This is a genomic window from Dictyobacter sp. Z7_2 (assembly GCF_057551105.1).
Map to the genome: position 1 here is coordinate 3354211 of NZ_BAAJPE010000001.1, position 24583 is coordinate 3378793.

General features: G+C 51.2%; 8 protein-coding genes. All 8 read left to right on the plus strand.

What is annotated here, in order from left to right:
* Positions 1–65: 65 nt before the first annotated feature.
* From AC27N8_RS13265 to AC27N8_RS13300, 8 genes are read left to right on the plus strand one after another with little or no spacing between them, the layout of a single operon-like run.
* A complete protein-coding gene (locus AC27N8_RS13265; RefSeq protein WP_487067740.1) occupies positions 66–6743 on the plus strand; it encodes an amino acid adenylation domain-containing protein in 6678 nt (2225 codons plus the stop codon).
* Positions 6743–11395 (plus strand): amino acid adenylation domain-containing protein, encoded by a 4653-nt coding sequence (locus tag AC27N8_RS13270; RefSeq protein WP_487067742.1) that lies wholly within the window; start codon positions 6743–6745, stop codon positions 11393–11395. The genes AC27N8_RS13265 and AC27N8_RS13270 overlap by 1 nt, the downstream gene beginning before the upstream one ends.
* A gap of 13 nt (positions 11396–11408) precedes the next feature.
* Positions 11409–18668 (plus strand): amino acid adenylation domain-containing protein, encoded by a 7260-nt coding sequence (locus AC27N8_RS13275; protein WP_487067744.1) that lies wholly within the window; start codon positions 11409–11411, stop codon positions 18666–18668.
* A 56-nt stretch (positions 18669–18724) separates the two neighbouring features.
* Positions 18725–20248, plus strand: a complete 1524-nt coding sequence (locus tag AC27N8_RS13280) for a lyase family protein (protein ID WP_487067746.1) — start codon at positions 18725–18727, stop codon at positions 20246–20248.
* On the plus strand, positions 20245–21189 hold the full coding sequence (locus AC27N8_RS13285; RefSeq protein WP_487067748.1) for a GHMP family kinase ATP-binding protein: 945 nt from the start codon (positions 20245–20247) through the stop codon (positions 21187–21189). Before AC27N8_RS13280 ends, AC27N8_RS13285 begins: the two co-directional genes overlap by 4 nt.
* Positions 21190–21197: 8 nt before the next feature.
* A complete protein-coding gene (locus tag AC27N8_RS13290) occupies positions 21198–22256 on the plus strand; it encodes a cysteine synthase family protein (RefSeq protein WP_487067750.1) in 1059 nt (352 codons plus the stop codon).
* A complete protein-coding gene (locus tag AC27N8_RS13295; protein WP_487067752.1) occupies positions 22225–23490 on the plus strand; it encodes an ATP-grasp domain-containing protein in 1266 nt (421 codons plus the stop codon). The genes AC27N8_RS13290 and AC27N8_RS13295 overlap by 32 nt, the downstream gene beginning before the upstream one ends.
* Positions 23487–24542: a GntG family PLP-dependent aldolase gene (locus AC27N8_RS13300; RefSeq protein WP_487067754.1), complete on the plus strand. Its 1056-nt coding sequence runs from the start codon at positions 23487–23489 to the stop codon at positions 24540–24542. Before AC27N8_RS13295 ends, AC27N8_RS13300 begins: the two co-directional genes overlap by 4 nt.
* The last annotated feature ends 41 nt before the right edge of the window (positions 24543–24583 follow it).

The window sequence follows — 24583 nt, forward strand, 5'->3', positions numbered from 1 at the left end:
ATTTAGTGTGAATGTAGATGCAAATGTATTGCTATGCGACATACTAGCTGAGGAGAGTCGTAAAATTGAATAATCTTTCTCAAAAAAACACTGATTTCTTCTCATGGGAAGAACATCAGAATCAGAGTGGCAAGCAATATCCTCTTTCATATGGGCAGAAAGGATTGTGGTTCTTATATCAGATTGCTCCTGAAAGTGCCGCTTATAATTCAAGCTTTGTTGGCCGTATTCGTTCGTCTGTGGATAGAGAGGCATTACAACGTGCACTGCAAGCATTGGTGGTGCGCTATGACGCTTTTCGTACGACATTTACAATTGTCCAGGGAGAACCAGTCCAGCAGATTCATGAGCAGATAGATTTTCGTATGCAAGAAGTGGACGCTTCTGGATGGAGTGAGGAGGAGTTGGAGGCACGGGTAACCTCGGATGCTTTTCGTCCCTTTGATCTGGTAAAAGGCCCTCTCTCCCGTGCTGCCCTGTATATTCTGTCTCCTGATGAGAGTGTTTTCTTTATGGCCTTTCATCATATTGTGACAGATTACTGGTCCGCCTCTCTGTACTTACATGATCTTGGTATCCTCTATCATGCCGAGAAACATGGCCTGAAGGCATCTCTTGCCACGATTGAGGCCGAGTATGCTGATTTTGTGCGCTGGCAGGCGGAGATGTTGCAGGGGCCTGAACGCAATCGGTATGCCGCATATTGGGAGCAACAGTTATCTGGTCGGCTTCCGATGTTGCATCTGCCAATCGATAAGCCGCGACCACCCATCCAGACAGAGAATGGAGAGATACTGTCTTTTCTATGGGATAAACAACTCACGCTGCAACTCAAGGCCTTAGCCAAGGCTGAGGACGTAACCCTGCATATGATCCTTGTTGCGGCTTTTCAGGTGCTGCTTTATCGCTATACCGGCCAGAACGATATCATGCTGAATTCATTTGTCCATGGTCGCAGCCAGAAGGAATTTAAAAGAACCTTTGGGTATTTTGTAAATTCTGCGATATTACGCTCTCATGTCTCGGGCGATACTCCTTTCCGCTCGTTTCTTGCCCAGGTACGACAGAGCGTGCTGGAGATGCGCGATAACGATAATTATCCTTATCAGCTTGTGGTTGAACAACTTAAAAAGCAGCAGGATGCGGGCTCGTTACCACTATCGCAGGTGGCCTTTAATATGGTCAGAGCGATAGTCCCTGATCTCAGAGGACTCTCTATGTTCTCAAATGGTCAGGTCGGCGGTCGGCTGAATTTAAAAGGACTGGAAATGGAGTCTTTTTCGGTCAAGCAACCATGGGCTCAATTCGAGCTGTCATTGACGATTGAAGAGACTCCAGATGCTCTCTATGTCTTCTTTGAATATAATACGGATCTGTTTTTTGCTCAGACCATCCGTCGCATGTCAGAGCATCTACGTACCTTGCTTGAGAGTATTCTGGCTGACGCGAATCAGCAACTCTGCGATCTACCTCTTTTGACAGCAGTGGAACAAGAGCAACTTCTGGTGGAGTGGAATGATACGCAGATGGAGTATCCACATCAGCTCAGTCTCCATCATCTGTTTGAGCAGCAAGTGCTCCGCACGCCGGATAATGTGGCCGCTGTTTTTAGGGATGAGCCAATGACTTATGCACAGCTAGATGCTCAGGCTAATCGGCTGGCTCATTATCTGCGCTCGCTGGGTGTCGGGCCAGATATGGCGGTTGGTATCTGTGTCGATCGCTCGTTAAATATGCTGGTTGCGATGCTCGCTGTTTTGAAGGCGGGAGGAGCTTATCTGCCTCTGGACGTCACTGCGCCCATGATGCGTATCAGTCAGTTGCTGACGGATGCACAAGCGGCGGTTTGTATCTTTCAGAAGCAGATGATTACTCCTTTGCCTACCGATGTGGTTATCTCTGTCTACCTCGATGATTGGGCCGCCACGGCCAATAATTATCCTTTCACTGCACCCAAAGTGGAAGTTGATCCAGATCATCTGGTCTCTGTCTATTACACCTCGGGCTCGACCGGACAACCAAAGGGAGTTGCCAGTACACATAGGGGCTGGGTCAACCGGATGGTCTGGATGCAGCAACAGTATCAACTGCGGCCGGATGAAACGGTCCTGCAAAAGACGACTCTCACCTTTGATGATGCGGCTGTCGAGATTTTTTGGCCTCTGATGGTGGGAGCACGGGTTGCTCTTTTGGAGCCGGAACTCCATAAAGATCCCCGCGCCATTCTGGATGCTGCCCTGCATTATCAGGTTGCAGTACTGCAATTTGTGCCGAGTATGCTCAGTCTGTTTGTCGGCGTTGTCACACCAGATGATCGCGTTCGCCTGACACGCTTACGTCATGTCATCTCCAGCGGGGAGCCGCTCCGTTCGGAGCTGGTAAAGCTTTTTATGCAGTATGTCGGGTGCGAGTTACATAATCAATGGGGCGCTACCGAGGTCTCGATTGATTCGACGATGTATACCTGCCGTAGCGATGATACCGTCGAGGGGGCTGTGGTGACGGTTGGGCGTCCCATCGCAAATAATGGTGTCTATATCCTGGACGCGTATTTGCAGCCGGTTCCGATAGGCGTTGTGGGCGACTTATACCTCGTCGGCGATGGACTTGCGCGCGGATACTTGCACGCGGCTGAGCGTACCGCTCAAGCTTTTATCCCTGATCCCTTTATCTCTGGTGCGCGTATGTATAAAACTGGCGATCGTGGGAGCTACAGGCCGGATGGCTGTATTGCCTTTCAGGGTCGTGTCGATGAACAGGTGAAGATACGTGGTCAGCGCGTAGAGTTGGGCGAGATTGAAGCGGTATTGAGCAGTCATCCTGCGATTAAGGATTGTGTGGTGGTGGCTGATAAGCAGCCCGATGGTTATCGCCTGGTGGCTTACTTCGTGTTGCAGGCACAGGCCGATGTAGATGAGTCAATGCAATGGCGAGCAGTTGAGATGTTACGGGCTTTCTTGAGCGAGCGGCTGCTTGAGTATATGATCCCAGGACGCTTTATGCAGGTGGAGAGCTTGCCGTATACATCCAGTGGCAAAGTGGATCGTCGGCATTTACCAGATGTTGGAAAAGAGCGTCCTGCTCTCCCTCAGAGCTATGTTGCACCTACAACGCCTACCGAAGCAATTATCACTTCCATCTGGCAAGAGGTCCTGGGGCTTGAGCAGATAGGTATTCATGATACGTTCTGGGATCTCGGTAGCCATTCGCTTGATGCGACCCGGATCATCTCTAAGATGAATACAGATTTGCAAGTGCAGCTTCCTCTCAAGATGCTGTTTGAGTCACCGACGATTGCTGAAATGGCTCAGAGGATTGATCAGGCAGCTTCTATTGAGTCGTTGCACAAATATGATCCTATTCCACTGCTGCCGCCTCAGGATACTTATGCGCTTTCACATGCACAGCAGCGCATATGGTTCCGCTACCAATTTGATGATAAGAATGCCTATGGGGCGCTGATGGCTCTGGAGATCGATGGTCCACTGGATCGACAGATTTTTGCTCGCGCTGTGCAAGGATTGGTCGTCAGACATAGCATTTTGCGCACTTCTTTTATCGAGCGTGAAGGTATTCCGCTTCAGGTTGTCCATGACGAGAGGAAAGTTTTTTATCGTGACGTTGATCTTTCTGGCCTCTCTCCTCAGGATCAGGAGGCACGGCTGGCACATGATGTGGCGGCTGAAAATCAGGTGCACTTTGATTTGCTGAACGATTCCTTGTTTCGAGCTACTCTCTATCGGTTGGCGGAACAGAAATATCGCCTTCTGCTGTCAATTCACTCCATCATCTTCGATGGATGGTCTTTTACTGTGTTGATGGAAGATCTGAAGGCTCTGTATCAGGCGTATAAGCAGGGAAAGTCTGAGAGGGATCTGGCTCCGGTTTTACAATATGTGGATTTTGCTGCCTGGCAAAATCGACGTCTGGCATCGGGCGCATTAGATGGGCAGAAGGCGTACTGGCAGAAGCAGTTGGCGCACGATAGCGATCTTCCGCGTCTCCCCTGGGACTTCGTGACTCCTCCTCCGACGCATGAAGCGATGACGTATCGTACGATAACGATCAATCAAGAGCTGAGCGAGAAGTTGCATAAATTATCTAGCGTCCATGGTACCTCTTTGTATATCACGTTGCTGGCCGGGCTGAAGATGTGGATCGCACAGATCTCCGGTCAGGATACGATCTCTGTTGGCTCGCCTGTATCAGGGCGTACGCGGACAGAGCTTGAGAGAGTCTTTGGCGTATTGTGGAATCCGGTGACGTTGCACACAGATCTGTCAGGTAATCCGACGTGTATAGAGGTGCTCCAGCGCGTGAATGAGACTGCCCTGGGTGCTTTTGATAATCAAGAGTATCCATTCGATCTCGTGGTCCAGGATATGCGGCGTCAGCGAGGGAGTGACATTCTCTTCCATTCGATCGTGTTTGTGCTCCAAAATGCGAGCATGAGTAGTCTGACTTTCGATGATATCACGTTACGTGCATCTGTGACCGATCGCTTGCAAGAAGTCGATGATGCAAGCGCCGAAGGTTTTGGAGATGATCTTACAGTCCAGTACGATCTGCATATCGAAGCCCTCGAGATGGATGAGCAGATTACTCTGATGACGCAATACAATCCCGAACGATTTCTGGCGGCCAGCGTGGATCGCTTTCTGGCTCAGTTAGTGGCCGTGTTTGAGCAGTTTGTGACTGAGCCGGATCAGCGTCTGTCGCAAATTACCTTGCTTGATCCTTTTGAACTCGATGATCTCTTCGGAGAGGATGATCTGTTCGATGAAGATGAAGGTGAGGCCGTTTCCGAGGTTGAAGCAGTTTGTTCGGTTGGGGATCAGGTCACGATCGATGAGCAGTCTGTTGCTTGTTTACATATTCTCTTCTCGGATCAGGCGCGACGCTACCCCGATGCCATCGCACTGGTGTTTCAGGAACAACAGCTTAGCTACTTTGAGGTAGAGGTGCGGGCTAATCAACTGGCTCATCTGATACTCGCTACTGGAGTACCAGCGCATGCCCTGGTTGGACTCTGTTTGGAACGCTCGCTTGAGCTCATCATTGGCATACTGGCAATTCTTAAGATGGGAGGAACCTACGTACCACTTGATCCCTCCTATCCAGTTGAAAGACTCGCTTATATGCTTGATGACGCCCGGCTCTCGTTGCTACTTACATCTGGTCGGACAGCTACTCTACTGGCTCAGAGTCTGGTGCCCAGACTCTCGCTCTCGGATGTGTGGACGCAGTTGGCGGCACAGCCGGAAACGGCTCCCGATGTGGATCATTCGGTCGAGCAGGGAGCCTATCTGATCTATACTTCTGGTTCGACAGGGCGACCAAAAGGGGTGCTGGTCTCACATCGCGGATTGGCTAATCTGGCTCAGGTTCAGCAAGATGTCTTCGGTGCGCAGGTGGGCGATCGGGTGTTGCAATGCGCTTCGTTTAACTTCGATGCGTCGGTGCTAGAGCTCATAATGGCCCTGCTGGCGGGAGCAACGCTTCATCTAGAAGAGCCCGTAAAAATGATGCCTGGACCTGACTTGTATCGAACGCTCGTGGAGCAAGCCATTACCCATCTCTTTTTGACTCCCTCCGCTCTGGCGGTTGTGCCACGTGCGCCGCTGCCTCAGCTTGAGGTTTTAATTGTAGGAGGCGAAGCCTGCGCGATGGAACTGGTGCGCTACTGGGGGCAGGGACGACGTCTCTTGAATGTCTATGGTCCGACAGAAACAACGATCTGGATGAGTATGGATGAGTATAATCCCCATGGGGAGCAATTAAGTATCGGGCGGCCGATTGCGCATACACAGATGCATGTGCTGGATGAGTCTATGCAGGCTGTTTCAGCAGGGGCGGCGGGTGAACTCTACATTGGTGGCATCGGGCTAGCTCTGGGATATCTCTACCGCTCGGACCTGACGGCCGAACGGTTTTTGCCCGATCCCTTTGGGGAGCAACCAGGAGCACGTTTGTATAAAACAGGCGATCTTGTCCGCTCTCTTCCGGATGGGAAGATTGATTTTCTGGGTCGCATTGATCATCAGGTCAAGATGCGTGGTTTTCGCATCGAGTTGGGCGAGATAGAGGCACTATTAAGGCAGCATCCCGTTGTGCGCGAAGCGATTGTCATCGTGCATGAGGACACTCCGGGAGACAAACGACTTGTTGCCTATCTGATGGTGACTCCTGGCGCTGAACCAGGAGTCAATGAACTGCGGACCTATCTGCGCAAGAAGCTCCCAGAGCATATGCTACCCTCCGCCTTCGTGCTACTTGAGTCCCTGCCGTTGACGCCCAATGGCAAAGTAGATCGGGGTCAGCTGGCTGCCTCCCAGCAGAGCAGACAGGTGGCACAGGCCGATCTTGTCCTGCCGCGTACGTCGGTCGAGCAAAGTTTGCATGCGATCTGGATGGAACTGCTTGGACTCAAGCAACTGGGTGTTGATGACAACTTTTTTGAGGTCGGTGGGCATTCTCTCCTGGCTACGCAAGTGCTTTCGCGTATCCGTGACGTTTTCAAGGTAGAGCTGTCAGCTTATAGCATCTTTAACTTTCCTACCATTGCTGGACTGGCCGCAGTGATCACACAACAGCAGACTGAGCAACATGTCGAGGCAATTGAGACGATTAAACGAATAGATCGTGGTAACGCAGCACGTATCTTAGCCGAGCTTGATGAGCTTTCGGATGATGAAGTCAATCGATTACTCAGCGCTAAAACGTCTGGAAGGCAGGCTAATTAATGAATAGCATAGAGAGTCTCTCACAAGAGCAGAAACGTATCCTGCTGGCTCAATTGTTGCAGGAAGAGAGGCAGATACCCATTGCCTGTCCAGCATCCTTTGCTCAGCAGCGACTGTGGATAGTGGATCAGTTGGCACCAGGAGACGTTAGCTATAACGTCTCGATGAAGATGCGTCTGCTAGGAGATCTTCATATCTCAGCCTTACAAAGGAGCCTCAATGAGATTATCCGACGGCATGAGGTCTTGCGTACGACGTTTCACTATGAAAACGGCAGCCCTCTTCAGATCATTGCTCCTGGATTGTCTTTGTCACTCCCCATCGTGGACTTTGGCAGAGGTTCAGTGAATGAGAACGATGGACTTATCGCATCGTTCATTGCTGAGGAGGCGTTGAAGCCCTTTGATCTGGCTCAGGGTCCTCTGATCAGAGCTGTCTTGTTACGATTGGGGGTGGAGGAACATATTCTATTGCTGAGTGTGCATCATATTGTTTTCGATGGGTGGTCTGTGGGCGTGCTGGTACGGGAGTTGGCGGCTCTCTATGAGGCTGATGTCGTAGGGAAGGGCTCATTGCTGCCGGAATTGTCGTTTCAATATGCCGACTTTGCTGCCTGGCAACGTGAGCATTTGTCCGAGAGCGTGTTGCAGGCACAGCTGGATTACTGGAAGCGGCAGCTTCAGGCTCCCTTGCCCATCTTGCAGTTGCCGACGGATTGGCCTCGTCCCGCAGAGCAACGCTTCCGTGGAGCAGTGCTGTCGTTCCGATTGGACCAGCAGCTGAGCCAGCAGCTTAAGGAGTTGAGTCAGCAGGAAGGGGTGACGCTCTTTATGACGCTGCTGGCGTCCTGGGCGAGCTTATTGGGTCGCTATAGCGGGCAGGAGGATCTGGTGCTGGGCACACCGATCGCGGGTCGCACGCTTGCACAGCTTGAATCCCTGATCGGCTTTTTTGTCAATACGCTGGTGTTGCGCATTGATTTGAGTGGAGATCCGAGCTTCCGCGAACTGCTGGCACGCGTGCGCGAGGTGGCGCTGGGAGCCTATACGCATCAGGATCTGCCCTTTGAGAAGCTGGTGGAGCACTTACAACCAGAGCGAGACTTGAGCCGTAATCCGCTCTTCCAGGCGATGTTTGTGGTGCAGGATGGTTCGTTAGTTGTGCCTGATATGGCAGGTGTGCATCTGAGAGCCGAAGAGGTGGAAAGCGATGTCGCGAAATTTGATCTCACACTACGCCTGCAAGAGGAGTCCGATGGCTGGTATGGACGGCTGGAATATAATGTTGATCTCTTTGAGAATGAGACGATCGAACGGATGCAGCGGAACTGGTTGCATCTATTAGAGAATATGGTAGCTAATCCCGATCAGCCTGCCGCCAGTTTGCCGCTTCTAGAGGAGGCCGAACGGCAGCAGGTGATAGTCGAGTGGAATGAGTCTGTTAGCGTTTATGAAGATGGGCGATTGCCTGGACAGTGGCTCGAGATGCAGGCGGAGCGTACACCAGAGGCTGTGGCGTTGGTTTTTGAAGACGAGGAGGTAAGCTATCGTGAGCTGAATGCACGAGCTAATCAACTGGCACACTATCTGCAAGCCCTGGGGGTGGGACCAGAAGTATTGGTCGGCATCTGTATGGAGCGGTCAAGCGAGATGATCGTGGGCTTGCTCGCAATAATCAAGGCGGGAGGAGCCTACGTACCGTTAGATCCGAGCTATCCACAAGAGCGGCTGGCTTACCTGCTCGAGGATAGTCAGGTGGCGGTTTTGCTCACACAGCGTCGGGTGCGTGAGCGCATACCTGCGGAGGCAAGGGCCGTTCTGTGCGTCGATAGCATGTGGGAGGTGATTGCCCAACAGAGTACAGATAATATCGTTAGTGGGCTTCAACCGCATAATCTAGCTTATGTGATCTATACCTCCGGCTCGACTGGGCGCCCCAAGGGCGTGGCTATTGAGCAGCAGCAACTTGTAAACTATGTGCACGGTATCGTCGGGCGCTTTGGTTTTGTCTCTGGCGCTACCTTTGCTCTGCTGCAATCACTGAGTGCCGATTTTTGTAACACGCTGATCTTTCCCGCTTTCTATACGGGCGGCTGCTTGCATGTTATTGCTCAGGAGCGAGCGACCGATCCTCATGCATTAAACGAGTATTTTGCTCGTTATCAGATCGACTGTCTCAAAATTACTCCTTCTCACTTTGCCGCGCTGATGGCCTCGTCTCGTGACGTGAAGTTCTTGCCCCAGTGTTGGCTGATCTTTGGGGGTGAGGCGTCTTCCTGGCAGATGATAGATAAGGTACATGCGCTTGCTCCCGATCTCGCCGTTTTTAATCATTATGGGCCAACGGAAGCTACGGTCGGAACTTTGACCTATCGGGTGCAGTGGGAACAAGTCTACAGGCGTTTCTCGACGGTTCCTATGGGACGTCCTATCCCTAATACGCAGGTCTATCTGCTTGATAGATATAAACAGCCAGTCCCGATCGGCGTTCCAGCTGAATTGTATATCGGCGGTGATGGATTGGCTCGTGGCTATCTCAACCGTCCGGAGTTGACGCGTGAGGCTTTTATTACTCATTCCTTCCGTGAGCAGTCAGGGGTACGTCTGTATAAAACGGGCGACCTGGCGTGTTACTTACCCGATGGTAATGTTGTGTTTCTGGGACGGATCGATGATCAGGTCAAGATTCGCGGCTTTCGCGTTGAGCTCAATGAGATCGAGGCCGTGCTGAGACAATCTCCGGCGTTGCGAGAAGGCGTGCTCCGCATTCAAGAAGATCTGTCGGGCAATAAAAGATTGGTTGCCTACATTGTGCCTGCCGAAAAAAAAGGTTTTTCAGTGCATGCTTTACGCAGCTTCCTGAAAGAACAATTGCCTGACTACATGATTCCATCGACTTTTGAAATTCTGGAGGTTTTGCCTCTCCTGCCTAATGGCAAAGTGGATCGGCGCGCTTTACCTGATAGTGCTTCTTCTGCACAGTTGGATAACGAGGCTGTCTATGTCGCTCCCCGTAACATGCTTGAAGATGAGGTTGCCAGGATATGGGCCGAGGTTCTCGGCGTCGCACATGTGGGGGTGTATGACAATTTCTTTGAAGCCGGGGGACATTCACTGCTGGCGACACAAGTCATTTCTCGTATGCGAGAAACGGTTCAGGCAGAATTGTCGCTTCGCAACCTGTTCGAAGCTCCTACCGTGGCGTCTCTGGTGGCAAAAATACAGAGCAATGGGCCGCTGATACAAGAAGTGCCATCTGTGCCTATTCAACGTGTATCACGCGAGCAGAGTATACCTCTCTCCTTCGCTCAACAGAGATTATGGTTTATTGATCAGCTGGAAAATGGTGGCTCTTTGTATAACGAGTACATTGCCTTTCGGCTGACTGGTCAACTTGATATCGCTTCTCTGGAGCACAGTCTGGATGCTATTGTGCAACGACACGAAATATTGCGCACGATCTTTGTTGAAGAGGGTGAGCAGCCCGTCCAAGTTTTCTTACCCGCTCAGCCTCACCAACTCCAGGTGACAAGTTTGATGGATTATCCCGAGGATGAGCGCGAGACACAGGTGATGCTCCGGATCAGGGAAGATATCTCGCGACCATTTGATCTGACGGCTGGTCCGCTTTTTCGCTCCCATCTTCTACAGTCGGGCGCGCAGGATCATTGGCTGGTGCTGAATATGCATCATATCGTCTCCGATGGATGGTCAATGAGTGTGCTGGTGCGGGAGTTGGTGGCCCTCTATGAGGCGGCTGTGGCTGGAATGCCTTCTCCCCTGCCGGAATTGTCGCTTCAGTATGCCGACTTTGCCGCCTGGCAACGTCAACAATTGTCCGAGAGTGTGTTGCAGGCACATCTAGATTACTGGAAGCAGCAACTCCAGGCTCCTTTGCCTGTCTTGCAGTTGCCGACGGATTGGCCTCGGCCCGCAGAACAACGCTTCCACGGAGCAGTGCAGTCGTTCCGATTGGACCAGCAGCTGAGCCTGCAACTCAAGGAGCTGAGTCAGCAGGCAGGGGTGACGCTCTTTATGACGCTGCTGGCGGCCTGGGCGAGCTTGTTGGGTCGCTACAGTGGGCAGGAGGATCTGGTGCTGGGTACGCCGATCGCGAGTCGTACGCATGCCCAACTTGAAAACTTGATCGGCTTTTTTGTCAATACGCTGGTGTTGCGCATTGATTTGAGTGGAGATCCGAGCTTCCGCGAACTGCTGGCACGCGTGCGCGAGGTAGCGCTGGGAGCCTATACGCATCAGGATCTGCCCTTTGAGAAGCTGGTGGAGCACTTACAACCAGAGCGCGATTTGAGCCGTAATCCGCTCTTCCAGGCGGTGTTTGGCTTGCAAAATGTATCGATGCCACTCGCAGACATGGCTGATCTTCATCTCAGTCGCGTGGAACTGGAGAATGGGACGGCAAAATTTGATCTGACTCTACTGATGGAAGAGTTGCCCGAATGTCTGGAAGGATGGTTGGAATATAACACCGATCTCTTTAGCGCCTCTACGATAGGGCGTATGCGAGAACATTTACAAACTTTACTGCAAGAAATTGTGATCGATCCTGATCGACCTCTCAGCGCGTTGCCCGTGTGGTCTGGCATTGTTGAGCTGGCACCAGAAGAGCTTGATGAACTCTTTTTATTATAGAAAGATGATGGCTGTGAATTATCTATCAAAAGAGAATGTACAGGAAGTTTTAAATCTTTCTCCCTTACAAGAAAATTTATTGGCGCACGCAGCACAGGCAGAGACCTCTACGACACAAATGATATATATGCTGGAGGGGATCATTGATGTCAATAAGTTTCAGCTGGCTTGCGACAGGATTATCCAATTGCATGCAGTGTTAAGGACTGTTTTTCGGCAGGTGAAAAATAGGACGGTTCAAGTTGTGCTGAAGACACGACCGGTAGCTGTCGCGGTCCATGACATCCGTGGCAGATCACCGGAGGCGCAAAAGCTGACTATGGATGAGGAGTCTCTGGCTCTTCAGCATCCGTTTGATCTGGCAAGTGGACCTCTGTTACGTCTGGCCTTGTTTCGAATCACGGATGAGAAAGCTAGCTTTCTCGTGACGTATCATCCAATCATATTAGATGACAGGAGTGCAGAGTATGTGCTGGGTGATCTGCTCTCTACATATGCTGCGATGATGCAGAATAGTCCACTACCATCGATCGATCGGGTACCCTACCGCGAGTATCTGACCTGGTTGGCTCGTCAGGACTGGAGCGCCGCTCGCGGGTTTTGGACAAAGTTGTTAGCGGATATAGAAGGTCCAACACCTCTGTTGATGGGTCAAGATACTCAAGATGATGTGGTGAAACATGATCTTGTACAGACTGTCTACTTCTCTGAAGGCTTTTCTCAAGCGCTCGATGCTCTGACTACCAGGTACGCGGTAGCGATCAGTACAGTCTTTCAAGCGGCCTGGGCAGTCTTGCTCAGTGTGTATAGCAATCAAGAAAGTGTGGTGTTTGGCTTTCAGTATTCTGGTCGCCCTGACGATTTGCTGCGCTCTGGCGGCATGGTTGGCCGCTTTGCTAATACCTTGCCAATGTCCATCTCCGTTGATGGCAAACTGCTCTGGCCCGAATTTCTACAGCGTGTGCAAGAGCGGTACGACGATATGCAGAAATATTCTTTTCTGCCCTGGTCTGAAGTACAACGCTATAGTAATAGCTCCAGCGCAGGGGATCTTTTTAGTAGCAGGCTTGCTGTCTATGATGGGGTTGCATCTTCCTCGGACAGGGATATTGTCCTGTATGCGACATCCGAAGATATCAGGCGAGCTCAAGTTTCTTTTATCTCAATTGATGTTATGCCGGGAAGTTCCTGGAGCATCTCGTTTACTGCTTCCTCTGATGTGATCGCGGCTGCGAGACTCGGGCACATTGCCACTCATTTTCAGTCGCTCCTGGAGAATATGGTACGTGAGCCAGAGGTGCTGGTGGCAGAATCGGATATGCTTCCGGCCGATGAGCGTCACAAGCTCATGATCCAGTTTAATCGCGCAGCTCCTGGGAAACCATTAGATCGATGGGCTCATCAGGTGGTCGAAGATCAGGTTGCACGTAGACCCAGAGCGATTGCTGCAGTGTGTGGGCAGCGGAAAATTACCTATGAAGCACTCAATGCCCAGGCGAATCAGATGGCTCACTGGCTCAGGTCTCAGGGGGTGGGACGGGATGATATTGTCGCTCTTTTCGCCGAGCGTAGTCTCGATATGCTCGTCGCGATTCTGGCAATCGCCAAAGCAGGTGGTGCCTATGTCCCCCTGGACCCGGCCTCTCCGGATCATCGCTTACTTAGTGTGCTCAGTGCCAGTCAGCCTAAGGTCATCTTGACCCAGGATAGTCTGGCCGCACGGAGCATAGAATTAGCACACAGCGTAGCTCTGTCAAGCTCATTGTTGTGTCTGGATAAGGTGTCCATAGATAGTAAGGTCCCTGATCAAGAGATGCTCAGAGGTTTTTCGCGTGAAAACCTGGCTTGTATCAACCAACCTCATGATCTGGCAAATGTCTTCTATACATCTGGCTCTACGGGCGTTCCGAAGGGGGCCATGATTGAGCATATTGGCATGCTGAATCATCTGTGGGCGAAAATCCAGGTCCTGGGCCTGACAGAAGAGAGTCTGGTGGTGCAAAATGCTTCGCACTGTTTTGATATCTCGGTCTGGCAGTGCTTTGCACCTCTGATGGTCGGCGGAACGATTTTAATGTATGGTAACGACGTTGCGGATGATCCTCAGGCGTTACTCTCTGCCCTCCAGAGAGATCGAGCTACGGTGCTGGAAGTGGTTCCAACGATGTTTGAATTGCTGTATCAGGCGGCAACAGAAGTGTCATTCGAGCCATTGCCTCTGCCCGATCTGCACTATGTGATCTCAACGGGCGAAGCCTTGCCCGTTGCCTTCTGTCGTAAGTGGTTGTTGGCTTATCCACAGGCAAAAGTGATCAATGCTTATGGCGCTACCGAATGCTCTGACGATACAACTCATGAGGTGATTACAATCCCTCCTGCTGATGAGCAGTTGTATATGTCTGTTGGCTCTCTTATTCCTAACTTTAAGGTTTATGTGCTGAATCGATGGCTGCGCCCTGTCCCTATTGGTTGTATCGGCGAGATTTGCTTCACGGGTATTGGGGTAGGTAGAGGGTACTTGAATGACCCAGAACGCACGGATGCTGCCTTTGTATCCAATCCCGTTCACGATGGTATGAGCGAGCGTATGTATCGGACCGGTGACCTGGGCTATTTCTTGCCCGATGGCCGGATTGTCTATGTGAGTCGCTTAGACTTTCAGGTCAAAGTACGCGGATATCGCATTGAGTTGGGCGAGATCGAAGCGGCGCTTTTACGCTATCCCGTTGTTGAGCAGGGTGTCGCAGTGGCCCGATCTGATAATGAGGGGCAGAACCACATTTTTGCTTACGTTGTGCTTAACAAAGATGCTGAGATCTCAGGGCTACGCAGTTTTTTACAGACGTTGCTTCCTACTTATATGCTTCCTGAGCATATTATGCAGCTCGATGCTCTGCCGCAAGATGCTAATGGGAAGATACAGCGCAAAGCTCTACCCGATATTGTGAAAGCGTCGCCGACGAAGGTAACTTTCGTTGCTCCAAGCACGCCAACAGAGGTGACATTGACAAGGATCTGGGAGGAAGTATTGGAGGTTCCCCAGGTTAGTATCGATGACGACTTTTTTGGATTGGGAGGCCATTCGCTTAAACTTATCCAGGTAAGGTCACGCATCAAGCGTGCGTTTGTCGATGTGGCGATTGAGCTGAGAACGCTGTTTGAGTCGCGTACGATTCGTGATCTGGCTTCAGTGATTGATCAACTTCGTGCTCATACGGGTACTTCTGCTCAGCAACTGATACTGCGCATGCCCGCAGCGGATTATTATCCAATGTCGCACGCGCAGAGGCGGTTCTGGTTCCTGCAACGTCTGGTGCCGCAAAGCTGCTTTTATAATATGCCTACAGCCCTCGAGTTAGAGGGTTCGTTGAACCTGGATGCTTTGGCACAAGCATTTCAAACTATCGTTGATAGACACAATAGCCTGCGGACGACGTTTACGCTTGTCAATGGGCAACCAGTCCAACGGGTCGCGGCGCAGCTGGAATTGTCCTGTCCCGTTGAGGATCTCTCGGGTCTGTCGGCGGAGAGGCGCGATGTGGCTCTGTCCCGAATTTTGCAGCTCGAAGCGGAGACGAGTTTCGATTTGGAAACTGGTCCTCTCTTCCGCGTGCAGTGTGTGAAGTTGGATGGAGAGCGTCACATCTTGTTGCTCAATATGCACCATATTATTAGCGATGCCTGGTCCTGGCAGGTCCTGGAACAAGAGTTTGCGATGCTCTACGACTCTTTCTGCCAACATATGTCTGATCCATTACCAGTGCTGGCTATCCAGTACACCGATTATGTCTACTGGCAGGACAAGCTCCTGGCGAGCGATCAACTCGCTCAGGATGAGTCCTATTGGCTCAAGCAGTTAGCTGGCCCACTTCAGCCGCTGAACCTTCCTACGGATCGTCCTCATCCTCCGCTGCAGACGTACGTTGGTAGTAGTCAAAGCATCAAACTGGATGTGGAATTGATGAAGCGCATCAATCAGTTCTGTCAGCAATGTGATGTGACCTTGTTTATGATGCTGCTGGCTAGCGCCGGAACGTTCCTCTCACGTATGAGTGGGCAGGACGATATCATTGTGGGCTCGCCGGTCACCGGACGTAATCAGATGGAATTGGAGGGCCTGATAGGACTCTTCATTAACTCATTGGCGCTCAGGCTGGACGTGAGTGGCAATCCTACCTTTCTGGAGCTGCTGGCGCGTGTGAAGAAAACTGCTCTGGATGCTTATACGCATCAAGAATATCCATTCGATCAATTGGTGGATCGGCTCAATCCCGTGCGTGACTTAAGTCAGCCTCCGATTTTTTCGGTTATGTTTCAGGTGAATAGAGCGGTTTCTACGTCGAAACAGATGGCTAATGATCTGCATGTGCGTGAGTATCCAACGCAGTCAAGCTATGCCAGGTTTGATCTGAGCATCGCGTTCACTGAGATGAGCGATGGCATTGATTGCAGCTTCGAGTACAATTCTGATCTGTTTGATTCTGCGACGATTACGCGCATGCTAGGATATCTGCATACGTTGTTGCAAGGTATCATTGCTCAGCCAGAGATGCAGGTCCAGGCTTTGCCGTTATTGACGGAGGCTGAAAACTATCAATTACTTGAAGCCTGGAACGAGACGGTGGCTGATTATCCCAGAACTTCGTGTATTCATCAGCTGTTTGAAGCTCAAGTGGAGCGCACTCCTGCTGCACTGGCTGTGCGCTGTAACGATGGGCAGTTGAGCTATGGGGAACTGAATGCACAGGCTAATCAGGTCGCGCATTACCTCCAGAAATTAGGGGTCGGACCGGATGTGCTGGTTGGTATCTGTGTAGAGCGCTCGCTCGCGATGTTGGTGGGCGTGCTTGGTATTCTGAAGGCGGGCGGGACGTATGTGCCACTTGATCCGCACTATCCTCTGGATCGATTGGACTATATGCTCCAGGACTCGCAGGTAGCTGTCCTTGTGACGCAGCATCATCTGGTCGATCGGCTGCCCACGCATCAAGCTGTCAATATATGCCTGGATAGCGATTGGGAGGTCATTGCTCAGGAATCTGAGACGAACCCGATCAGTGAGGTGGGTCCTGAAAACCTGGCTTACACAATTTATACATCAGGATCGACTGGGAGACCCAAGGGCGTACAAATTCCGCATCGTGCGGTGGTCAACTTCTTGCATTCTATGCGCCAGCGACCAGGATTAACCGATCAAGATACGCTTTTCTCAGTGACGACGTTATCCTTTGATATTGCCGCGCTGGAACTGTATCTGCCGCTCATTGTGGGAGCCTGTCTGGTTATATATGCGGAAGGAGCAGCTGACGGAGCTCATCTGCTTGCGCAACTGGCTAGCTCTAAAGCAACCGTGATGCAGGCAACTCCATCAACGTTCCGGCTCATGTTGAACTCTGGCTGGCACAACGATGGTCGGATCAAACTTCTCTGCGGTGGTGAGGCACTTTCACCTGATCTGGCCTCTCAACTTCTGGTTGAGAATACTTCCCTCTGGAATATGTATGGCCCGACTGAGACAACTATCTGGTCAGCTGTCTCGCCTGTACACGCTACGGAGACTGGCCCGATCTCAATCGGTCGACCAATCGCCAATACGCAGATGTATATCCTTGATGCTCAGTTGCAGCCTGTGCCCATCGGTGTGCAGGGCGAGCTTTATATCGGTGGCGATGGCCTGGCTCGTGGCTATCTCAAGCGGCCGGAGTTGACGCGCGAGCGCTTCATTACTCATCCATTTAGCAAGCGATCAGGAGCTCGTGTGTATAGGACAGGCGATCTGGCTCGCTATCTGCCCGATGGACAGATTGAGGTATTGGGTCGCATCGATCATCAGGTCAAGATTCGTGGCTTCAGGATCGAGTTGGGCGAGATCGAAGCGATGCTGGGACAGCATCCAGCGGTGCGCGAGACGGTGGTGATGGTACGCGAGGATGCTCCAGGTGACAAGCGGCTCGTTGCGTATCTGGTGGTGATTTCTGGCGCTGAGCCAGGCATCAATGAGCTGCGCAGCTATCTGCAAGAGATGCTGCCCGATTACATGCTGCCGTCGGCCTTCGTGCTGCTTGAGGCTTTGCCATTGACGCCCAATGGCAAGGTAGATCGTAAGTCGCTACCAGCTCCAGATGGTTCTCGGGTGAGTCTGGAAGACGCTTATGTTGCTCCGCGAGATCTGACCGAGCTGACAATGGTGCAGCTGTGGGAGGAGGTGCTACAAGTGCGTCCGATCGGCGTCTTTGACGATTTTTTCGTTATTGGTGGCCACTCTCTGAAGGCGGTGATGCTGATTGGAGCGGTCCAAAATCGCTTCGGGATCAATTTACCTCTGGCTGTTCTCTTTCAAAAGCCAACCGTTGCGGCTTTGTGTGATTACTTGCGATCAGAAACGGTGCCTGCTACAGCTCTCTCCAACGAGTGCTTGATCCCTATGCGTGAGCATGGCACGCAGGCTCCTCTGTTCCTGATTCATCCGCAAGGAGGAGGCGTCTTCAGCTACCTGCATCTGGTGCGAGCTCTGGACAAAGATATGCCTGTCTATGGGCTGCAAGCGATCGGCTATGACTCGGATGAGGTTCCCCTGTGGACGATTGATGCGATGGCGGATCGCTACCTGGAAGAGATCCAAAAGGTCACTTCGCATGGACCATATCGCCTGGCAGGCTGGTCGTTTGGAGGGCTGGTGGCGTTTGAGATGGCTCGGCGCCTGGAGGCTCGAGGCGAAACGGTGGATTTTGTGGGGCTGCTGGATGTCCAGGCTGCTGATGGGGAGGGTGAAGTCGGCGATAAGCTTGAGCTGGTTCCAGAGCGAGCTCTGATCGATATCGCTACTCTGCATTTAGGTATGGACAGGGCCGCCTTTGAGGACCTTGATGAGGAACAGAGTCTGGCACTGGTCTTACAGCGCGAAAAGGAGCTGAAGATGCTTCCACCAACAGCGATGTTAGATACCGTGCGCCGTCAGGTCAAGATTATGGCTGCCAATCAGTTCGCGCTGGAGTCGTATCGAGGCCGTAGCGCGATTTTGTCGGATCTCTACCTGTTTTGTGTTTCTGCGGTAAATAGTGCATATCCGCATAGGCTGGTGAGGCCAGAGGAATGGTACAGGTACACGGCTGGAGATGTTCATGTGCTTCCGATCGCCGGTGAGCATCATAATCTCGTCGAGCCACCATATGTTCTCTCGTTAGCTGCCGCGATCGGTGAGGTGCTCGAAGCGATCCATACGCGTGAGCCAATGCTGGCTAGCGTACTTACGACGCAGCACTCTGGCGATTAGCGAGATTGTGGTTCAAGAGCATGTATTGAAGTAAAGTGAGGAAGGAACTCATCTTAATGAATCGGCAACAAGGTTCGGAGCAGGGAACACGTACGGGGAGAATCGACGCTAGCCCGAATGCTCTTTTGCATGAAGAGATTCTGGAGCCGCAATTTAACTATGAGCTTCGCTGGTTACTCCCCTGGTACATCTTGATAGAGAAGGTTTTGCTGGTCGAGTATGAACGCATGGAGATCTTAAAGAGAGAGGAGGTAACGAAGATTGGGAGTGTGTTGAGTCAGGTATCCTCCCAAACCTTAAGCGCTGATCCACAAGCGAACATGTCGGATATTGCCTTTGCTATCGAGTTGTATGTGGAGCAGCAACTCGATGGAAAGATCGGTGCATGGCATGTAGACCGTAGCAGGAATGATCTTCAGGCCTGTGCTCAGCTGATGTTCGGACGCGAGCAATTGTTTGGCATCGTAGAAGAATTATTGGTCCTGGCTCAGGCAACACTCAGCTTAGCGAGCAAGCATACAGAGGTTGTCATGCCGGGTTATACGCACTATCAGGCGGCACAGGTTATCAGCCCTGGCTTTTACCTGGCGGCGCTTGCAGAGCATGTGCTCGCGACAGTGCAGCGGTTGCTTGGCGTTTATGACGAGATGAACGTTTGTCCCCTGGGCGCCGGCGCGATGGCCGGACAGGAACTTCTCTGGGATCGCTATCATATGGCTCGTTTGCTCGGTTTCTTCGGCCCTGAGCGCCACGCGCTCGTCGCAGTGGCTTCTCGCGATTGGCGTCTACATATCGCGGACGAGTTATCAATTTTTGCTGTTGGCCTGAGCAGATTTGTGACGGATTTCATCTGCTGGGGTAGCAGCGAGTACGGATTTATTGATTTGCCCGATGAGATGGTCGGTATCTCATCGGCTATGCCGCAAAAAAAGAATTTTCCTATTCTGGAGCGCATTCGCGGAAAAACTGCTCATATTACGACTTTCTCAATCGATTTGCTGATGGCACAACGAAATACGGCTTATACCAATCTGGTTGAAGTTTCAAAAGAAGCTGGAAGCCATCTCATCTCGCTGTTTACGAGCACACAGTCGGTATTGCGGCTGCTGACCAGTGTCATAGAACACCTGCAATTTCGGGAAGAGCAGATGCGTGTGGCATGTGAGCACGAATTCATGGGAGGATTTACCCTGGCTAATCTCTTAACGTTGCAAGCTGGCATACCTTATCGTCTGGCGCAGGTGATCGCTGGACGTTACATCGTCGCCAGTATTCAACAGCAGTTGCAGCCCTGGCAGGTCGATGGCCAGTTGCTCCGATCGCTCTGCCAACAGCAAGGGTACGAGATAAAGCTCTCCGATGAGAAGGTTCGAGAAGTTTTCAATAGCGATTACAATCTGCGTGCGAAACAATCGCTGGGATCTACCCATCCTAAGGAGACGGGAGCGCTTCTCACTCAGCTGGAGGAAGAGCGAGGTTCCTTACAAGATGCCTGGTCCCGACGGCGTGCGCACTTAGAGCACTCGTATCAGGCTGTCGAAGTAAGCATTTGCGGTGGCGAGAAGGGACTGGAAAAGTGAGCATTTATTATCAGGCTGCGCTTGAACTGTTCGATAAGCCCAGGTGCACACCTGGATTACCTAATATTATTGGGCATGGCAGAGCCTTTGGAACTTTTGGTGAGTTACTTCAGGGGCGATGCGAGAAGGATAATGCTGATTTCCTGGTGACACTTCCAATTAGAGAGTATGCCGAGGCTACCTTTGTCTCTAATGCAGATGATGTGAGCTTGACCGTTTTTCCACGCTTTAAGCAAAAGTCTAAACGTATGGCTGAAGAGTTGTTGGCTTATTATGATCTACCGCGTGGGGGCAAGTTAGATATAAAGAGTAATTTGCCAGTCGGCAAGGGGCTGGCAAGCTCCTCGGCTGATCTTGTGGCAACTGCGCGAGCTATCTCTGCATGTTTTAAGATAAATATACCTATAAACTTGCTACAGTCTTTTATGCATAAAATAGAGCCATCAGATGGAGTAATGTATCCTGGCATCACATCATTTTATCATCGCGATGTTCAATTGAGAGAATTTCTTGGTGTGCTTCCTTCTATTATGATTATCGCTATAGATGAAGGTGGAGAAATAGATACTGTTCAATTTAATGCACGGCCTAAGATTTTTACAGCACAAGATATGCAAGAGTATCAGCATCTGCTGGATAGAGTCTCTAGAGCCATTCAGAAGCATGATCTCCCAACGGTTGGTCAGATCGCCACGCGTAGCGCAGTACTCAATCAGAAATTAAATCCTAAGCGCACTCTTAATGAGGTGATAAAGATCTGTGAGGATATTGGTGGTTTAGGCGTTGCCGTAGCGCATAGCGGTACGACTTTAGGCATACTCCTGTCGTCTGAGGAGGCGGAGTACCAGGATCAACTACAAATGGCTCAGAGGCGTCTGTATGATATTGCAGATACGGTATCGGTCTATCGCTCAGTTGGTTTCGAGGATAAAGAAGGATAAAAGATAATATGTTGCGAAAAGATATAATAGATAGTATTGGTAAAACCCCTGCTGTACGCTTGCGTCTGGATTCTCAAGCGGTCGGCGAAGTATACGCGAAGCTGGAACTGCTAAATCCCTTTGGAATGAAAGATCGAGTGGCCAAACAGGCGATCCTGGAGGCAAAAAGGACAGGTGTTCTCCGCGACGGCGTACCTATTATTGAGAGCTCATCAGGCACGATGGCTCTGGGCGTGGCACTTGTAGGCACGTATCTGGGCCACGATGTGCATATTGTAACAGATCCACGCATCGATGCTATTACGCTAGCCAAACTCAAGGCCACGGGCTGCACCGTTCATATCGTCGAGAAAATGACCAGCCAGGGCTGGCAGAGCGCTCGCCTTGAGCGTCTGAATGAATTGATGAGTAGCTATCCTGGAGCTTTCTGGCCACGTCAATATGATAATCCCGCTAACCCGGCAGCCTATACCGAATTAGCACGAGAACTGCTTGATGATATCGGACAGGTCGATGTTCTGGTGACTGGCGTGGGAAGCGGAGGCTCGCTCTGTGGGACAGCTCGTGAGCTGCGCAGAACGAATCCCAATTTGCATGTGGTGGCTGTTGATGCAGCCGGAAGCGTTATCTTTGGACAGCCCGATTGGCCACAGCGTTTACAGGGAGGGTTGGGCAATAGTCTGATTCCCTCGAATGTCGATTTTTCACTCATTGATGAGGTGCATTGGCTGAACGATGAGGAGGCCTTTGCTGGTACCTTAGAGCTTGCTTCCGTCGAGAAGATCTTTGCAGGCAATAGTTCAGGCTCGGCCTATGTCGTGGCTCGTTGGCTCAGCCATAATGTGTCTAGAGGTACAAAGATCGCGGTGATTTTTGCCGATCGTGGTGATCGCTACTTCAAGACCATTTATGATGAAGCGTATCGTATTGAAAAAGATGTGAATGCTCTGCGCTTACCAGAGAATCCAGAAGAAGTTTCTGCTGCATCTATTGTGACATCATGGTCGCACACATATATGAAAGCAAGGGAGCGCTATGCAAAACCAGTTGCTAGTTATCGAGGCTAATACAACAGGGACAGGTCTGCTCTCTCTCTCGAAAGCGCAGGCCATGGGACTGTCTCCTGTGTTTCTGACCAATAATCCGCAGCGCTATCCCGGACTGGAAGAAATCGCTTGCACCGTGATAACCTGTAACACCAATTCGCTATTGGATGTACGTCAAGCCATCGCCTCATATATCAGAGAGGAAGATATTCGAGGCGTTATGACTACGAGCGAGTTTTATCTGGAGATAGTGGCACAGTTGGCGGCACTCTATAAGCTACCAGGTAATCCTCCTTATGCGATGGAAGTGTGTCGCAACAAAGCACAGACAAGGCTCCAATTAGCTGAGAGGCATATCAGGCAACCACGCTTTGCGATCGTTTGTACCGCTGTTGATGTCGAGACGGCGTTGCTGAATCTTGATGCTCCTTACATTGTGAAGCCGGCTGATGATACAGGCTCTAGCAATGTGCTTTGCTGTCACAATGCTCAGGAGGCCAGGCAACATGCATTGCGTATTCTCCAGTTAGATACAAATATACGGGGACAACAGACGGCCCGGATGGTCCTGATTGAGGAGTTCCTGGATGCTCCCGAGTTTAGTGTTGAGATGTTCTCGTGGCAAGGCGCAACGACGTGTATTGGCATCACGGAGAAAAGCGTGCTTGGTTTTCCCCATTTTGTTGAATATCGTCATATCTTCCCGGCTCAACTCCCCTCACATCTTGTCCGTGAGATAGAGTCGACTGTCAGATCCGCTCTGGCGGCCGTGGGCGTGACTCATGGTGCTACTCATACGGAGGTCAAGCTGACACCGCAAGGCTGCGCTATCATTGAAATCAATGCTCGGCTCGCCGGAGGGATGATCCCCGAATTGATACGTCTGGCAACCGGCGTTGATTTGTTGGAGGAGCAGCTCAAAGCAGTCATCGGTGCCACGCCAGACCTATCGTCTATTCGTGCGGAGTGTGCCGGAATTCAATTTCTGGTGGCGCCTGAGGCTGGCATACTGGAGGGCATCCATGGCGTGAAGGCAGTTCGGGAGATAGCTGGCGTTGAGCAGATCGTTGTGACCGCCTCTCCAGGCCGCAAAGTGTCTTTGCCTGGTAGCTCTTATGATCGACTCGGATATGGAATTGTACGCGCAGACACCTATCATCAAGTCGCCCACTTGCTCACAGAGGCCATGGCGGAACTGACGGTCTGTCTGGCACCTGTAACACCCGAGGAAGTAGCACAAGGAGTTGAAGCATGATTGAATTACGTAGCGATACGTTTACGTTGCCGACAAGCGCGATGATAGAGGCAATAATTCATGCCGAGTTGGGCGATGATGTGTATGGAGAAGATCCAACGGTTGTGCGTTTGGAGGCGTTGGCGGCTTCTACTCTGGGGAAGGAAGCTGCTTGTCTCATGCCCAGTGGCACGATGGCTAATCTGGCAGCAATGATGGCTCATTGTCCTCGTGGTGCGAAGGTTCTTGTAGGTAACGAGTCAGATATCTATATCTATGAAGCCGGAGGAGCCTCGGTGTGCGGAGGCATCGTCTATGAGCCGATTCCAACTCAACCTGATGGCCGCCTGTTGGTGAGCGATTTAGAGCAGGCTTTCCCTGAGGACTCTCATGATCCTCAGTTTGCACTTCCTGCTTTAATCTGTCTGGAAAATACGCATAATCGTTGTGGAGGAACTGTCTTACCTCTCTCCTATCTGGAAGAGGTCGCTCGCTTCGCGCAAGAGAGAAATATACCTATTCATATGGATGGCGCACGCATTTTTCATGCCGCTATCACGTTGGGGGTGAGTCCTGCTCAGATCGCTAAATATGTGGACTCGGTACAGTTTTGCCTCTCGAAGGGACTATCAGCTCCTATTGGATCGATGATTGTCGGGGATTACGTCTTGATTGAAAAAGTACGCAGAGTGCGAAAAATGTTAGGCGGTGGGATGCGTCAGGCCGGCATTATCGCGTCCGCTGGCATTGTCGCGATCGAGCAGATGGTGGCACGGCTGGCTGAGGATCATCTCAATGCGCGTCGTCTGGCCGAGGGTCTGGCAAAGTTTCCCGAGATTCAGGTCGATGTGGATAAGGTCCAGACTAATATTGTCCTTTTCCGCATCCTTGACGAGCGTTTTAGCTGGCAATCCTTTATTGAGGCGGCTCGCTTCCACGGTTTGAATATCGGAGAGCTTGGTCATGGAAATATCCGTGCGGTAACTCATTATGGCATTACGGCAAAAAATATTGATATTGCTTTGGAGATTATAAAAACGGTGTTGTCTGATGGATTTTCTATTTCTAGATGATTCTGTTATCAAGAAATGGCATCACGTTATGTATGAGAGAA

Bases quoted from the DNA above. Each gene is read 5' to 3' on its own strand.
- AC27N8_RS13280 (WP_487067746.1), top strand. From the start codon at position 18,725: ATGAATCGGCAACAAGGTTCGGAGCAGGGAACACGTACGGGGAGAATC.
- AC27N8_RS13295 (WP_487067752.1), top strand. From the start codon at position 22,225: ATGCAAAACCAGTTGCTAGTTATCGAGGCTAATACAACAGGGACAGGT.
- AC27N8_RS13270 (WP_487067742.1), top strand. From the start codon at position 6,743: ATGAATAGCATAGAGAGTCTCTCACAAGAGCAGAAACGTATCCTGCTG.
- AC27N8_RS13290 (WP_487067750.1), top strand. From the start codon at position 21,198: ATGTTGCGAAAAGATATAATAGATAGTATTGGTAAAACCCCTGCTGTA.
- AC27N8_RS13300 (WP_487067754.1), top strand. From the start codon at position 23,487: ATGATTGAATTACGTAGCGATACGTTTACGTTGCCGACAAGCGCGATG.